Source organism: Pseudofulvimonas gallinarii, from assembly GCF_004343305.1.
Taxonomy (GTDB): domain Bacteria; phylum Pseudomonadota; class Gammaproteobacteria; order Xanthomonadales; family UBA2363; genus Pseudofulvimonas; species Pseudofulvimonas gallinarii.
In genome coordinates, this window is the sequence record NZ_SMAF01000005.1 from 137747 (window position 1) to 153726 (window position 15980).

9 protein-coding genes are annotated in these 15980 nt (G+C 69.5%); 1 reads left to right on the plus strand and 8 read right to left on the minus strand.

Going from position 1 to position 15980, the window contains the following annotated elements; all coding sequences use genetic code 11:
- Positions 1-33 precede the first annotated feature (33 nt).
- On the plus strand, positions 34-1134 hold the full coding sequence (locus EDC25_RS05280) for an NADH:flavin oxidoreductase/NADH oxidase (protein ID WP_123520876.1): 1101 nt from the start codon (positions 34-36) through the stop codon (positions 1132-1134).
- 391 nt (positions 1135-1525) lie between these two features.
- Here the strand turns inward: EDC25_RS05280 and EDC25_RS05285 are convergent, their stop codons facing one another.
- The 8 genes from EDC25_RS05285 to EDC25_RS05320 all read right to left on the minus strand — a co-directional run bounded on the left by EDC25_RS05285 (position 1526) and on the right by EDC25_RS05320 (position 15543).
- Positions 1526-2926, minus strand: coding sequence for a sigma-54-dependent transcriptional regulator (locus tag EDC25_RS05285; protein WP_123520875.1), 1401 nt, complete (start codon positions 2924-2926; stop codon positions 1526-1528).
- A 37-nt stretch (positions 2927-2963) separates the two neighbouring features.
- Positions 2964-3641, minus strand: coding sequence for an ABC transporter ATP-binding protein (locus tag EDC25_RS05290; protein ID WP_123520874.1), 678 nt, complete (start codon positions 3639-3641; stop codon positions 2964-2966).
- Positions 3642-3671: 30 nt separating this feature from the next.
- On the minus strand, positions 3672-6092 hold the full coding sequence (locus EDC25_RS05295; RefSeq protein WP_123520873.1) for an ABC transporter permease: 2421 nt from the start codon (positions 6090-6092) through the stop codon (positions 3672-3674).
- A 7-nt stretch (positions 6093-6099) separates the two neighbouring features.
- Positions 6100-8526 (minus strand): ADOP family duplicated permease, encoded by a 2427-nt coding sequence (locus EDC25_RS05300; protein ID WP_164483883.1) that lies wholly within the window; start codon positions 8524-8526, stop codon positions 6100-6102.
- 160 nt (positions 8527-8686) lie between these two features.
- The gene (locus tag EDC25_RS05305; RefSeq protein WP_123520871.1) at positions 8687-11476 is read right to left on the minus strand and encodes a serine/threonine-protein kinase; all 2790 of its coding nucleotides are present in this window, start codon (positions 11474-11476) and stop codon (positions 8687-8689) included.
- A 474-nt stretch (positions 11477-11950) separates the two neighbouring features.
- The gene (locus tag EDC25_RS05310) at positions 11951-12559 is read right to left on the minus strand and encodes a sigma-70 family RNA polymerase sigma factor (RefSeq protein ID WP_207905701.1); all 609 of its coding nucleotides are present in this window, start codon (positions 12557-12559) and stop codon (positions 11951-11953) included.
- A gap of 87 nt (positions 12560-12646) precedes the next feature.
- Positions 12647-13777, minus strand: a complete 1131-nt coding sequence (locus tag EDC25_RS05315) for a tetratricopeptide repeat protein (protein ID WP_123520869.1) — start codon at positions 13775-13777, stop codon at positions 12647-12649.
- Positions 13777-15543, minus strand: a complete 1767-nt coding sequence (locus EDC25_RS05320; RefSeq protein WP_164483882.1) for a serine/threonine protein kinase — start codon at positions 15541-15543, stop codon at positions 13777-13779. The genes EDC25_RS05315 and EDC25_RS05320 overlap by 1 nt, the downstream gene beginning before the upstream one ends.
- Between the last annotated feature and the right edge of the window lie 437 nt (positions 15544-15980).

Sequence of the window (15980 nt, forward strand, 5' to 3'; positions counted from 1 at the left end):
ATAGTGGCACCAGCCCTTCCCCACGAGCGACAGATGAGCCTGCTGTTTTCACCGCTGGATATCGGCCCGCTGGCCCTGCCCAACCGCATCGTCATCGCCCCCATGTGCCAGTACGCCGCCGACCACGGCGAAGCGACCGACTGGCACCGCATCCACCTGGGCCACCTGGCGCTGTCCGGCGCGGGACTGCTGATTGTCGAGGCGACCGCGGTCGAACCGCGCGGTCGCATCACCTGGGCCGACCTGGGCCTCTGGGACAACCGCACCGAGGGTGCACTGGCCGCCGTGCTCGAAGGCGTGCGCCGTTATTCACCGATGCCGCTGGGCATCCAGCTGGCGCATGCCGGGCGCAAGGCCTCCTGCAACCGGCCCTGGGAACAGCGCGGCGCCGCTATCGACCCGAATATGGAGCTCGGCTGGCAGACGGTGTCTGCGTCCTGCCTGCCGTTCAAGGAAGGTGATCCGGCACCCACCGCGCTTGCGCCCAGCGACATCGACGGCATCATCGAAGCCTTCGCCGCCAGCGCGCGGCGCGCCGTGGACATCGGCTTCGGGCTGATCGAAATCCACGCCGCGCACGGCTACCTGCTGCACCAGTTCCTGTCGCCGCTGTCCAACCGGCGCGACGACGACTTCGGCGGCGCTGCGGAAAACCGCATGCGCCTGGCGCTGCGGGTCTTCGACGCCGTGAAGTCGGCCGTGCCGGCCGGGGTCGCGGTCGGCCTGCGCATTTCCGCTACCGACTGGGTCGATGGCGGCTGGGACGTGGCGCAGAGCATCGCACTGGCACGCGAGCTGGATGCCCGCGGCTGCCACTTCCTGCACGTTTCCAGCGGTGGCCTCGACCCGCGCCAGCAGATTCCCGTCGCGCCGGGTTACCAGGTGCCAATGGCGGCGGCGATCAGGCGCGAAGTGGACATGCCGGTGATCGCCGTCGGTCTGATCACCGAACCACGGCAGGCCGAAGACATCCTCGCCAGTGGCCATGCCGACGCGGTCGCACTGGCGCGCGGCTTCCTCTGGAACCCGCGTTGGCCCTGGCACGCCGCCGCAGCGCTGGACGCACAGGCCTGGGCGCCACCGAACTACCTGCGCAGCGCACCGTCGGCATTCAGCGCGGCGATCTCCCCTTGACCGTTTTCGCCCAGGCCGGGCTCGACCGCAGGCTGAAGTGCTGGGGGCGTCCGCCTGGGCACCGGCGCACGTTCGAGAGCGAGCCGATCCGCAAGGTTCCGCGGATCGCCGTGTGGCTTTCGCCCCGCTTGGCTGCCGACCTCGTGCCCGAATGAACCGCAGCGGCGTCTGGCAAGAAGCTGACCGACGGGACATTGGCACCCGGGACCCAGCCGGTCCGGCGGGTGAACCTGACGGCCCATGGGGCCCACAAGGTGTGCAAGTCTGAGCTTCCGCGGCCGGCGGACATGACAGAAGCAGAACCTCCGTGCACCGGAGTCGACGCCACGGATTAATCGGGACGGCCCACCAGCGTCACACCCGGCTTCGATGACAGACCCACCGCGAAAGGCTACTCGCCGCTGTTGGCGATGCCGTATTTCTCGAGGCGGCGATAGAGCGCCGGACGGCTGACACCCAGCGCGTCGGCGGCGCGCTGGATGTTGCCACCACTGCGCTCCAGCGCCTGGCGGACGAGCAGTTCCTCGGCTGCATCGAGGGTCAAGCCTTCGAGACCGCCGCCACTGCCGTTGCCGGCTGCTGCGTTCGCCGCGGAGACACCGGCGGCCAGGCCGAGGTCGGTGGCGGCGATGGTGTCGCCCGCCGCCATCAGCGCGGCGCGCTCCATCAAGTGCGCCAGTTCGCGGACGTTGCCGGGCCAGTTGTACGCCGTGAGCGTGCGTTCGGCATCGGCCCCGAGACGCAGTCCCCGGCGGCCGTAGCGTGCGCCGCTGCGGGCAAGGAACGCGCGCGCCATCGGCACGATGTCGGCAACGCGCTCGCGCAGCGGCGGCACGGTCAACACCAAGGTGTTGAGCCGGTAAAGCAGGTCGCGGCGGAAGCGGCCGGCAGCGACCTCGGCATCGACATCGGCATTGGTCGCCGAGATCAGGCGCACGTCGACCTTGAGGGTACGCGAGGAACCCAGCCGCTCCAGTTCGCCGTCCTCCAGCACGCGCAGCAGTTTCGGCTGCTGCGACATCGGGATGTTGCCGATCTCGTCGAGGAACAGCGTGCCGCCGTCGGCCAGTTCGAAGCGGCCGATGCGGTCGCCCTTGGCATCGGTGTAGGCGCCGCGGACATGGCCGAACATTTCCGATTCGAACACGGTCTCGGCGATACCGCCCATGTTGACCTTGACCAGAGGACGGTCGGCGCGACCGGAATTGGCGTGCAGCAGGCGCGCGATGACGCCCTTGCCGGTGCCGTTCTCGCCCAGCACCAGCACGTTGGCATCGGTGGGTGCGACACGGCGCAGCTGTTCCAGCATGGCCTTCATGGACGGCGCTTCGGCGATGAATTCGCCGTCGTCGTCGCCCTTGAGGATCTCGTTCTCGCGCCGCAGGCGGGCGTTCTGGCGGCGGCTGTCGGCCAGCGCCAGCTGGTTGCGCAGCACGCTGAGCAGGCGGCGGTTGTCCCAGGGCTTCTCGATGAAGTCGCCGGCGCCGGCCTGCATGGCCTTCACGACCAGTTCGATGCTGCTCCATGCCGTCATCGCCACGATCGGCAGTTCGGCATCCAGGGCGCGCAGCTGGCCGATCAGCTCGATGCCCTCCTGGCCCGAGGTGGTGTCGCGCGTGTAGTTGAGGTCGACGAGCGCCAGCGCGGGCGAATGCTCGCGCGCGGCGGCCAGGGCTTCCGCGGGACTGCCGACGCAGAGGGTCGAGCGCCCTTCGGCCTTCAGCAGCAACCTCAAGGCGTCGAGGACGTCACGCTGGTCGTCGGCGATGAGGATCGGGGCAGGCGAGGTCATGGCTGGCATTGTAGCGGCGGGGTGCTGTGCTTCGGACTCACGCCGCTTCCGTCAGCCAGCCGTCCTGCAAATGCACGGTGCGGTTGCCGTAGGTCGCGTTCTGCGGCGAGTGCGTGACCTGGACGATGGTCGCGCCTTCGCGGTTCAGTTCGGCCAGCAGCTCCATGATCATCTGCCCCTGCGTCGAGTGCAGCGCGCCGGTCGGCTCGTCGGCGAGCAGCAGCTTCGGCCGGGTGATCACCGCGCGCGCCACCGCCACCAGCTGCTGCTGGCCGCCCGACAGCTGCCGCGGATACAGGTCCTTCTTGCCGACGATCTGGAAGCGGTCGAGGATGTCACCGACCAGCGCCTTTCGCTCCGGAGCCCGGATGTCGCGATAGGACAGCGGCAGGTCGAGGTTTTCCGCCACGGTCAGGTCGTCGAGCAGGTGGTAGTGCTGGAAGATGAAGCCGATGGCCTCGCGTTGCAGCGCCTGGCGCTGCTTGCCGTTGAGCCGATGCACCTCGTTGCCGGCCAGCCGGTATTCGCCTTCGAATTCGGCATCCATCAGGCCGAGGACGTTCAGCAGGCTGGTCTTTCCGGAACCGGACGGCCCCATGATCGAGACAAACTCGCCTTCGTCGATCGACAGGTTGATGTTGCGCAGGACCCAGCTGCGGCCCCCGGCCAGCGGATAGCTGCGTTCGACGTTCTTCAGTTCGATCAGTGCACTCATGGTCGGTTCCGGCAAGGCGCGACGCGTCGCTCAATGGTGGTTGGAAGATTGCAGGGCCAGCAGCGGCGAGGTACCTGCGGCACGGCGCGCCGGCCACCAGCAGGCCAGCAGGGCCGCTGCCGCGACGACGGCGGCGACCAGCAACCAGGACGGCAGGTCGTGCGGACCGATGCCGTACAGGCGGTCGGCGATCAGGCGTGCCAGCGGCACGCCGAGGAGCACGCCGGCCACGACACCGGCGGCGGCCAGCAGCGCACCCTGGCGGAGCACCATGCGCTGGACATCACCGCCCTGCGCACCCAGCGCCATGCGGATGCCCAGCTCGGCGGTACGACGACGCACGGCGAGGCTGAGCACGGCATGGAGGCCGAACACCACCAGCAGCAGCGTGATCGTCGCGAATGCCGAAACCGATTCCAGCGCCGCGCGGCGACCGGCCAGCGAATGCGCGACGGCCTCGGCCAGCGGCTGGTTGAAGGTCACCACGGCATCAGGAAAGGATCCGCGCACGCGATCGCGCACGACATCGGCAAGAACCGCCGGATTTCCATCGACGCGGGTGACCAGCAGTGAAGTCGGCAGGATGGTATCGGCCGGCAGGTAGTACGTCGGAAGATCGGGTTGCTCGTCGAGCCTTTCGTGCTTGACGGTGCGGACGACGCCGACGACGCGTGCGCTGCGGTAGCTGTCCGGACCCGAAGGAATCTCGAGGCGGGCGCCAAGCGGGTCGCGGCCGGCCAGCCAGCGCTGCACGAACAGCTCGTCGACAATCACCGTGCCGTCTTCGGCCCCCTGGCCCTCGCCTTCACCCGCGGCGAAGTCGCGACCGGCGAGCTGGGCGATGCCGAGCGTCCGGAAATACCCCGGCCCGACCTGGCGGCTGCGCGCCTGCATGTCGCCATCGACGCCCATGACGCGCACGGTCGAGACCGTTTCCGAGCGGCTGAACGGTGCCGACGATGCGAACGCGGCGTGGCGCACACCCGGCAACGACAACACGTCCTCGCGCAGGGCCAGCAACCTCGCCCTCGCGCGTGGCCCATCGCGCTCCGGATCGAACGCCTGGCCGCGACTGACGCCCAGCGGATCCAGCGCTGTCATCAGCACGCCGCGCTCGTCGAAGCCGCGCGGCTCGTTGATCAGGTTGAAGGCGCTGCGCAGCAGCAGCGCCGAGGCGCCGAGCAGCACCGTGGCCAGCGCCAGCTGCACGACCAGCATCGTCGCGCGTGCGCGACCCAGGCCAGCGGCCTGCTGGCGGACACCGGCACCCGCGGCAAGATTGGCGGGACTGCGCACGGACACCGCCGCCAGCAATGCGACGGCGAGCACCAGCGCCGCCGCGATGACTGCCGCCCCGATCGAGAAGGCATCGCCGCCGACACCGACCGGCAGGTTGGCCGGGATCAGCCCGCGCTGCTGCAGCAGCGCGACGCACAGCGGCACCAGCAGCATGCCCATTCCCGCGCCCACCACCACGGGTGGCAGCAGATCCGCCAGCACGCTGCGCAGGATGTCGCGATGCCCTGCGCCCAGCGCACGGCAGATCGCCAGATCGCGTTGCCGCGCCATCATGCGGTCCAGGACCAGGTTGGCCAGATTGGCGGCGACGACGACCAGCAGGATCAGCGAGGCGAGCTGCAACAGCGCCAATGCCATCGTGTGTTCGTCGGCGAAGCGCTCACGCCAGTAGCGGACGACCGGCAGTACACCGACGTGTTCGCGCAATGCCTTCAGGTTGTCGGCAGCGGCCAGCACGCCATCCAGATGCGCCGCCGACTGTTGCAGGGTCACGCCCGGCGCCAGTCGCGCCAGCACTTCGAACTGCCCGACATTGCCACCAGCGTCGTCGGCCTTCTCGCCAGCGCTGGGAATCCAGGGCATCCAGGCATCGGCATCGCGGTCGGGAAACACGAAGCCGGCCGGCATCACGCCGACGATGCGGTAACGCTGTCCTCCCAGGTCCACATTACTGCCGACGACGCCGGGATCGCCGTTGAAGCGGCTGCGCCAGGTCGCCTCCGACAGCAGCAGGACGCGGCCATCGCCAACGGCATCCTCTTCCTGCAGTGGGCGCCCCAGCATCGGCGCCACGCCGAGCACCTCGCTGAAACCGGTGGTGACCCGCTGCACCTGCCATTCGCGGCCGGCATCGTCGCTGCGCATGAAGGGGCCGGCGGTCTGCCCGACGACGCCTTCGTATACGTCCGTCGCCGCCGCCAGTTGCGAGTGCAGCGAGGGCAACAGGCCGACGCGGAATCCGAACTTGCGCAGGTCGACGCGCAGTTCCACCAGGCGATCGCCTTCCCGGTACGGCAGCGCCTTGTAATCGATGGCCCAGACCGCGGCGAATACCGTTGCGTTGACGGCGACGACGACCGCCGTCAGCACGATGACGGCCAGCGCGAAGCCGGGCGCGCGCCAGGCGCGGGTGAAGGCCTGCCGAAGGTTCATGTCGTCCTCATTCGCTGCGAAGGGCCGTGGCCGGCGGCGTCGCCGCCGCGCGCAAGGCGGGCACCAGGCAGGCGGCGAGCGCGACGATCACCAGGACCGCGCACACCACCGCCCAGACCAGCGGATCCATCGCGGCCATGCCGGCCAGCAGGCTGCCCAGCCCCTTCGACAGGGCGATGGCGACGACCAGCCCGACGGACAGTCCGGTCGCGACCTGGCGCAGGCCGTCACCGAGTACCAGCCGGAACAGGCGACCCCTCGATGATCCCAGCGCACTGCGGACACCGAATTCGCGGCGACGTTGGGCCGCCGCAACGGCGACGACGGCGTACAGGCCGACCACCGACAGCGCCAGCGACAGCGACGCGAAACTGCCGATGACCAGCATGGACATCCTCGTACCATCCGTGCTGGCACGCACCAGCGTCGACACCGGCGCGAGGTTCGCAACCGGCTGCCCCGGCGCCGCACTGGCGACGGCGGCGGCGATCGCAGGCAGTTGCGCCTGCACGTCACCGGACAGGCGCACTGCGAAGCGCAACGGCATGAACTCGCGCAGCAGCTGCACCAGGTCGTCCGGCAGCTGCGCATAGGGCAGATAGACCATCGCCGGCGGCGCATGTTCCGGGCCATGCTGGCGCGTGTCGCCGACGACACCGACGATGCGCAGCGTGCGCAACGCATCACCCACGGGCATGCGCACGCTGCGATCCAGAACCCCTTCCTGCCCAACCGCATCGGCGCCAAGATGCGCGCGCGCGAAGGCTTCGTTGACCAGCATCACCGGTTCGCCGCTTTCGTGGTCGCGGCTGTCGAACCCCCGGCCGGCCAGCAGCGGGATGGCGAAGGTGTCGAAGAAATGCGCGTCCACGGCGCGGAACTCGACCGAGACCATGTCCTGGCCGGGAACCTGCACCGGATAGTTGAGCGGCATGCCGATCGGCAGGTTGCTGCCCATGGTCGCCGACTGCACGCCGGGCATGCGCTGCAGCGCCTCGACGACCTCGCGCCCCATCAGTTTCACCGCGGCGGCATCCGGATACATCGCCCGCACCGGCGCGATTTCCAGCCCGGCGACACCTTCACCGCGGAAGCCGAGATCGACCCGGGTCGACGTCAGCAATGCACGCGTGAAGAGACCGGCGCCGACCAGCAACACGGTCGCCATCGCCACCTGTGCGATCACCAGGCCGCGACTCAGGCGACCGCTGCCGCGGGACAGGCCGCTGCGTCCGCCGGCGACCAGCTCGCGCGGTGCACTGCTGCTGCGACCGCGCCAGACGCCCAGCATCGCAGCCAGTACCGCGCCCACCATGCCGGCGAGCATGGCGAACGCAACCGGCGTTCCATCCAGCGCCAGGTCGACGCCGGCGAACCACGAGGCGGGAATCAGCGAACCGACCACGTGCAGGCCGAGCACAGCACCGGCGAGGCCGGCAACCGCTCCAAGCGTTCCCACGAGCATGCCCTCGGCCAGCATCGGCAGTGCCAGTCGTGCGTTGGTTGCGCCCAGCGCGCTTCGGACCACGGCGACGTGGCTGCGCGACAGCGCGCGCATCAGCATGAGGTTGGCCAGGTTCAGCGCCGCAAGCAGCAGCACGCACAGCGCGCTGGCCAGGAACAGCAGCAGCACCGGCCGCGATTGTGAAGACAGTGCACCGGACAGCGCACGCATGCCGAAGACACTCTGCCGGTAGGCGTCGGCATGTCCGCTGCCCGCGTACAGGGCCTTGATGCGCCCATCGAACTGTGCGGACAGCTCGGCGGCGACCGCACCGTCAGCAAGGCGGGCGATGGCGAGGAAGTTGCGGCCGTCATCACGCGATGCTGCCGGCAGCGCCAGCGGCGAAACGATATCCACGGGGGCCGTGTAGCGGAACGAGCTTGGCAGCACGCCGACGATCGGCGTCGCCATGCCTTCCACGCGCAGGTCGCGGCCGATGACATCGGGTGCGCCGTTGAAGCGCCGCTGCCACAAGCCATGGGAAATGATCACGGCCCGCGGTCCGGCAGGCGTATCCTCTTCGACGCTGAAGTTGCGCCCGAGCGCCATCGGCACCGCCAGGGTGTCGAGCAGACCGCGATCGACGGCGATGGCCTGCACCATCTCCGGATGGCTGGCTTCGGCGAGGTTGACCGGGAACGTGTTCATCGAACCGATGCCGACGCCGGCCACGCCCTGCAGTTCGCCGACAGCCTGGTATTCGCGCGGCGTGATCGTGGTCCAGCCGTCCTGTTGCACCAGGCCCATGGCATGGAGCTGCCCGGGTTGCGGATACGGCAGCGGCCGCAGTAGCACGCGGTCGACCAGTGCGAACACCGTCACGCAGGCGGCTATGCCCAATGCCAGGGTCGCGCTGGCGAGCAGCAGGAAGGCGGGACGGCGCAGCAGCGCTCGCCAGGCCTGTCGGAATTCGGTGATGACGCTGTCCACGGGATCGCTCCGGCATTTTCTGCCGGATGCCAAAGCAAACAGCGGGCCAACCCCATGGCGGCCCGGTTGCCGCGGTCCGTCGGCGATCACTGCGTCCGCTTCCGGACACGCCGGCGCCGGCCGACCGGGTTCGGACAGCCGCAGCGGTGGCGCGATCAGGTCAGCGCCGACCCGCCAGTTGCTCCATCTCGGCGCGCAGGGCGGCAATGCTGGCGGTGGACATGCCCGGTTGCACGGCGAGCGCCTCGATCGCGGCGGCGCGCGCCTCCGCCGGCCGCTGCAGTTTCGCCAGCGCGCGCGCCTTCAGCCCCAGGATGTCGAGCAAAGTCGAAGAGTCGCGGCCGATGTCGCGGCGGTAATCGGCGGCAAGCTGGTCCGCGGCGTCCAACGCTTCCTGGTGGCGGCCCAGCCCGAACAGCGCCTGGCCCCGCTGCAGCCGTGTCGTCACGACGACCAGCGTCATCGCACCGGCTTCCCGGAAACGTTCCAGCGCCGCGTCCGTCATCGCCAGCACGTCGTCGAATCGTCGCTGGCGCAGCCGCACGCGCGCCAGGAACTGCACCAGGCCGGCGACCTGCGGACTGTCGGCACCGGTCAGGCGTGTCTGCCACGCGATGGCCTCCTCCGCATCGGCGGCAATGCTGTCAAGCCGGTCGGGTTCCAGCGTCAGTCTTATCTGTGCGCGCGAGCCGAGCAGGCGCGGGCAGACATTGTGCTCGACGTGATGACGACGGCAGACCTCCACGCCGTCAGTGAACCAGCGCAGGGACTCGTCGTGCCTGCCCTGTCCGCCACGCAGGCGGCCCATCGCCGCCATGCCGTTGAGGGTGTCCGGATGGGCGTCTCCGAGCAGCGATCGACGCATCGCAAGCGCCTGCCCAAGCAGCGGCTCCGCTTCGTCGAAGCGCATCTGCGCCACCAGGAAACTGCCGTAGATGCCGATGGCCCAGGCGGTCTCCGGGTGCGGTCGCGCGTGCAGCCGGCCTGCCAGGTCGATGGCCTCCCGATAGGCCGTCTCGGCGCGCTGCAGGTCGCCCGTGGCCTCCGCGGCAATGTTGATCGAACGCAACAGGCCCTGGATGTGCCGGTCCGGAGGCAGGCCCGATGCCTGCCAGCGCGCCCAGGCGCGATCGGCCAGTTCCAGCCCTTCGCGGAACCGCTGCAGGAATACCAGTGCATCGGCTTCGGCGATATCCGTGCGCAGCAGTTCGCGTTCGACATCGACACCGACCTGCACGGCGTGCTCGCGGGCCTTCGCGAACACCGCGGCGCCCTCGTCGTCGTGGCGCGCCTGTACCAGCGCCATCGCCAGCAGGCGAAGGCCTTCGCTTGAAACCGGGTCGCGCAGTGCGAGCAGGCGCGACTGCATCGGTTCCAGATCGGCCAGCGCGCCCGCGACGTCGGCCTTGTCGAGACGCACCGCCGCACGTAGCAGGAAGGCCCGCCACCAGCGCGGATCGTCTTCGCCATGGAGGCGGGCGACCAGCGGCATCGCCTCGTCAAGCAGGGCCAGCGCGCGGCCATGGGCGGCCAGGTTGCGATGGACATGCGCAAGCGCCAGCAGCATCTCCGCACGCTCCGCTTCGCCCAGCGTGCGGTCTTCGAGGATGCGCTGGCCGGCGTCCTCGACGATGTCCTCGATGCCAGGCCTGAACTCGCGCGGCACGTCGGCCTGGGCCGATTCGAACACCGACACCAGGAAATCGCGCACCGCGCCGGCACGCGCCGCCTGCTGCTCTGCCAGGACCGCCTGCACGTGCGCGACACGCGCCTGCCAGAGCGCCACCGCCAGGCTGGCGAGGATGCCGACCACCAGCAGTGCCGTGACCAGCACCCCACCGCGGTGCCGCTTCACGAACCGCCGCGTGCGGTACCAGCGCGAAGGCGGATGCGCCAGCACGGGCCGGTTGTCCAGGTAGCGCTCGATATCTTCGGCCAGTGCACCGGCCGAGGCGTAGCGCTGTGCCGGTTCCTCGGCCATCGCCTTGAGGACGATGTTGTCGAGGTCGCCGCGCAGCAGCCGGCGCATGGTCGCCGGTGGCGCCGGCAGCACGTCGGCTGCGGCATCCGGGGCGATGCGGCCGGACGGCGTGCGGGAATCGCCCACCTGCAGTCGCATGCCGGTCAGCAACTCCCCGAGCAGGACGCCGAGCGCAAAGACATCCGTCGCCGTGGTGATCGGGCCGTCCTCGCGTTGCTCCGGCGCCGCATACGCGGGCGTGAACGCCGGCATCTGCGTGCGCGTACCGTCAACCTCCGATTCCAGCAGCTTTGCGATGCCGAAATCGAGCAGCTTGACCTGGCCTTCCGGCGTCACCAGCACGTTCGATGGCTTGAGGTCGCGATGGACGATCAGCGCGCGATGCGCCGCTTCGACGGCACGGCAGACCTGGATGTACAGCTGCAGCCGCGCCGGCAAGGGCAGTCGCCGCAGGCGCGCGTAGTCGGTGATCGCCATGCCGTCGACCAGCTCCAGCGCGATCCACGCCAGGCCGGTGTCGGTGACACCGGCCTCGATGAGGTGGGCGATGCCGGGATGGCGCAACTGCGCAAGCGCCTGCCGCTCGCGGCGGAACTGGCGGCGCGCATCGGCGCTGTGCAGGCCGCGGTGCAGCAGTTTCAGCGCGACATCCTGGCGGACACCGGCGTTGTCGCGCACGGCGTGGAACACCGTGGCGAAACCGCCCTGCCCCAGCGGCTCGACCAGCGTGAAAGGACCGACCTGGGTTCCGCGCTGCCACTGGGGAACCGGTGGCAGGCCGATGCCCGCGGCCAGCGTCTGCACCGATCCCGACAGCGGCGCGCCTTCCTGCGTGTCGCTTTCCAGCAGCTGTTCGAGCTGCGCGCGCAAGGTCGCGTCCACGCCCAGCCGGTCGAGGAACGCAGGCCGGTCCGCGGGTGGCAGGTCGACGACCTGGTCGAACAGGTCACGCAGGCGAAGTGTCTTCATCGCTGGCACCCCGATCGCACCGCCCCACCGTCATCCATCATGGTCGAAGATCCGTCAATCGTGTACAGGCCCGGAACCGTTACTGCGCCCTTTCGCGCCGGCAACGCACGACAGGCCACCCCTCACGGACAGGAAACGCCGTCAGCCTGGTGATTGCGACAGGCGGATGGGCGGCGCCTTCGCCAGCTGTTCCGGATAGTTTCCAGCAGGCCCGCCCCGCCGCCGGGCGCAGGCCCGCACCGGCCCGGGGGCTGTACAGGGTCCGCCGCGCGTCCCTGCGATCCGCCCGGGACCGATGTGCCGTCATGGGGATGCAGGCGACGAGGCGGACGATTCGCCAGGTGCGGCGGGGAGTCCTTCCGGACCAGGCGTCGGTCGAAACGGCCTCGCCCATCATTCGATCGCGCTGACAATGGCGGGCCGGGCACCGCTGCAGGGGCCAAACCGCAGCCGGTGCGCCGGTGACGTCCGGCTTCAGGTCGTCGGGTCGTCGCCGTTGTCGACATTCAGGCTGCGGCGCAGCCAGGCACGACCGAAGCGCAGGCAGCGGTCGACAGTGGGCACCGAAATGCCGAGCAGTTCGGCGATGCCTTCGCGTTCCAGTCCGGAGAAATAACTCAGCTCGACGATCTTCGCGGAACGCGCATCCTCGCGCTCGAGGTCGCGCAGGCTCTTGTCGAGCAGCAGGAAGTCGGTTTCGTGGACGCCGCTGCCGCCGATGAAGGACTCGTCGAGCGTCACCAGCGCCGCCTGCCCGCCGCCGCGTTTCACCGCCAGGCGGGCACGCGCGTGGTCGATCAGGATCGCGCGCATGTGCAGCGCGGCGGTGGCGTAGAAATGCACGCGGTCGCGCCACGGACTGTCGCGTCCATCCATCAGGCGCAGGTAGGCCTCGTTGACCAGGGCGGTCGGCTGCAGCGCGTGCTCGTTGCGTTCCCCCGCGAGGCGCCGCCGGGCGATGGCGCGCAGCTGCTCGTATACGACACGACCAAGTTCGTCATGCGCGGCCTCATCGCCCTGCTGCCAGGCGCGCAGCAGCACCGTGATGTCCTTGGTCTCGTTCTGCTGCATCTGCGCACGCAACCCGTGGCTCCGGCGCGATCTTAACCCGGATCATTTCCCGCGCCGACTGGGGTCACGGCCTGGACCGGCGATCGGCTGGCCGATCCATCAATGGCTTGCGAACAGCCCACCTGACAGTGCCCGGCGCTGGCCCGGGACATGACCGATCAGCCTGGCGCTGCCGCGCCGGCGGTTGACGGCCTCGGCCTGTCCGCATCCGGATGCCGGCCGGGCGCCCAGCCAACGCCGGCCGGGCGCCTCGGCCACCAGGTTCGCATCGACGATGCGTCGTGCCGCGACCACGTCCAGCGCTACGCCGGGCATCGCACAGGCGCCGCTCAGCGCAGCATGACGCAGCACCGTGAGGGCGACGGACGGATGTTCGACCGCCATGGTTTTCAGCATCGCGCCGGCCTGCTTTTCCAGCGCATGCATCTGTGCATCCTCGTCGCCTGCGCGGCGGGCGAGCTCGAGGCGGATCGCCCAGTAGCGGGGCGAAAAGCCGTCGCCGCGGTTGTCGCCCTCCACCCCGGCCAGCCATCCCTGCGCCCCGGCCGGGTCATTGCGGGCCAGTGCCATTTCCGCGTGCAGCATGCGCCAGTTGCCACGTTCGACATGGACATCGCCGTTGATGCGGTCAAGCGCTTCGCCGATCCAGTCGGCCAGCGCCCGCGCTTCGTCCACCCGGCCGCGCTTGACCAGAATGCGCGCGAGATTCGACCTGGAACGGGCGATCGAACGCTCGGTGAGCCCGAGTGCTTCGCGCATGCGCACCGACTGTTCGAAACTGGCCTGCGCGGCCCGGAAGTCCTCGCGCGCTTCGAACAGCCAGCCGCGGTTGTTGAGCAGGTGCGCCATTTCCATGCTGCCTTCCGGCGTCATTACCTGGCGATCGGACAAGCCGATGCGGAACTGCTCGTCGGATTCATCGAAGCGGCCGGCGTCCATCAGCGCCAGTCCAAGCTCGTTGCGCGCCGTCGCCGCGCCATCACTGGGTTCGCCGACGAACTGGATTTCCTGTGCCAGCGCCATCTGCAGCCGCTCGATGGCCAGCGACAGTCGTCCCAGGGCCATTTCCGATGTCGCCAGCGCCTGCAGCGTGCTGCCCAGGTCGGGGTGCACCGGACCAAGGTGGGCCTGCTTGCGCGCAAGCGCATCGGCGAGGATGTCTGCCGACTCCTCGTAGCGCCCCTGGTGCTGCCTGAGCCAGCCAAGGTTGTGCCGCACGCGCGCACGCATCAGTTCAAAGTCCTGGCCCAGGCGGGCGAAATGCGCGCGGCGGTGCGCAGGTTTTCCTCGGCCTCGTCGAACAGGCCGATGTTGACCTCGGCGACCGCCTGCGTCATCCAGGCTTCGCCCAGCGACGGGTCATCCGGCGGCAGCACCGCCACCATGATCTCCGTCGCCCGCTGGCAGTCGTCTCGGGCATCGACCAACCGTCCGGCGGTGATGCGGGCGCGGCAGCGCTGGCGCAGGCTCGATGCCAGTTCGATGCGGTCGGACACCGTCGGCGCAGGCAACTGCTCCAGTCGCCGCACCGCGCTTTCGAGCACCGCTTCCGATGCCGGAACCTGTCCGAGCGCGAGGTTGATCTCGCCAAGCGCGCGCTCCAGGCGGGACTTGATCGCCGGCCGCGAGAACGTCTGCTCGTCGAGCAGCGCGCTCGCCTTCGTCATCAGCGTCTGCACCGATATTTCCCGACCCAGCGAACGGTCCGGCGACGCCTGCTTCAGCAGCTCAACCATGAACGCCGCCGACTGGTTCTCCGCTTCGGCATCGAGCCGGGACTGCTCCTGCGCCAGCAGCGCGTTGTCGCGTTCGATGGCCAGGCGCGCGGAAAGGATCGACAGCACGACGACCACGGTGATCGTCGCACCGACCGCGACCGGGTGCCGGCCGACCAGCTTGCGCAGCCGGTAATGCCAGGCATCGGGAGCCGCCTTGACCGGCCTGCCCTCGAACCAGGCCTGGATGTCGGCATCAAGCGCTTCGACGCTGGCGTAACGGCGCTCGGGCTGCTCGCTGAGGCACTTGCGTACGATGTTGTCGAGGTCGCCGCGAAGCAGTTTCGCATCACGGCGCATCCACGAAGCGCTGCCGGCAGCGGTCCGGCTGACCGAGACGCTGGCGGTACGACCGTTCGCCTGCCGCAGGGGCTGCCCCGACAGGATTTCGTACAGCAACAGGCCGAGGCCGTAGACATCGCTCTGCGTCGTCGCCGCACGACCTTGCAGCTGTTCCGGGCTTGCATAGGCCGGCGTCAGCGGATGCACGGCGGTGCCGTCGCCGGCCTCGACGCCATCGGCCAGGACCTTGCCGATGCCGAAATCGAGCAGCACCGGATCGCCGTCGTCGCGGACCAGCACGTTCGCCGGCTTGATGTCGCGATGGATGATGAGCTGCCGATGCGCGTGCTGCACCGCCGAGCACAGGGCCTGGAACAACCGCAGCCGCGTCGCGACCGACGGCTGTCGTTGCGCCAGCCAGGTGTTGAGCACCACGCCTTCGACATGTTCCATCACCAGGTAGGGCTGGCCCTCGCTGGTGGTGCCGCCGTCGAAGAAGCGGGCGATGTTGGGGTGCCGCAAACTCGCCAGCAGGTCGCGCTCGCGCCGGAAGCGTTCAAGCACGTCGCTGGTCGGGAAGCCGCGGATGACCTTGATGGCGACACGGTGGCGCAGGCCTTCGCCGGCACGCTCGGCAAGGAAGACCGCACCCAAGCCGCCCTTGCCGATTTCGCGGATGAGCTCGTAACCGCCGAGCCGTGCGCCGGGACGCGCCACGCGGGCGCTCTCGTCGAGGCTGGCGCTGATCGGGACCAGGCGGTCGGCCAGGGTTTCCACCCGTCCGCTGCTTTCGGCGTCGTAGGCCAGCAGCTCTTCCAGCTCGGCACGCAGTGCCGCATAACCGGCGCAGGCCGTCTCGATGAAGCGCCGGCGTTCGTCCGCGTCCTGCAGGTCGACGGCCTGGAAGAGCAGTGTCTGTAGATTCTGGAACCGGCTCACCCGTACACCATCAGCAGTTGTCCACGCGATACCGGTCGCGCAGGATCGACCTTGTCCATCCGTGGACGCCCACGTCCATGTCGCGCGAAGCGGCCCGCGGACGCTTGCCCGCTCAGTACGCTATGCGCAGCGCAGCGGTCAGGTTGACGACCTGGTTCTCGTCGCGACCGATGCCTCCGCCCATGCCGTCGCGATCATCGGCGCTCCACGGCAGCGATGCAACCGAGGTCGAAGCCGCCGCTGACAGTTCGCGCAGGCTGCCGAAGCGGGCATCGACGCGGCCATCGATGAAATGATCCAGCGCGGTCGCCAGTGACGGCGTCAGGCCGGCCAGGCGCATGACGTTGCGCGGCAGGACGCGGACGCTGCCACCGGTGGCGCCGGGCTCCGCCCACGGGATCTGGACGAAGCAGACCGCCAGCTGCTGCGGCAGGCCA

Coding starts and splice junctions, on each gene's coding strand:
- EDC25_RS05280 (WP_123520876.1), top strand. CDS start 34: ATGAGCCTGCTGTTTTCACCGCTGGATATCGGCCCGCTGGCCCTGCCC.
- EDC25_RS05285 (WP_123520875.1), bottom strand. CDS start 2,926: ATGACCTCGCCTGCCCCGATCCTCATCGCCGACGACCAGCGTGACGTC.
- EDC25_RS05290 (WP_123520874.1), bottom strand. CDS start 3,641: ATGAGTGCACTGATCGAACTGAAGAACGTCGAACGCAGCTATCCGCTG.
- EDC25_RS05295 (WP_123520873.1), bottom strand. CDS start 6,092: ATGAACCTTCGGCAGGCCTTCACCCGCGCCTGGCGCGCGCCCGGCTTC.
- EDC25_RS05305 (WP_123520871.1), bottom strand. CDS start 11,476: ATGAAGACACTTCGCCTGCGTGACCTGTTCGACCAGGTCGTCGACCTG.
- EDC25_RS05315 (WP_123520869.1), bottom strand. CDS start 13,777: ATGCGTGCGCGCGTGCGGCACAACCTTGGCTGGCTCAGGCAGCACCAG.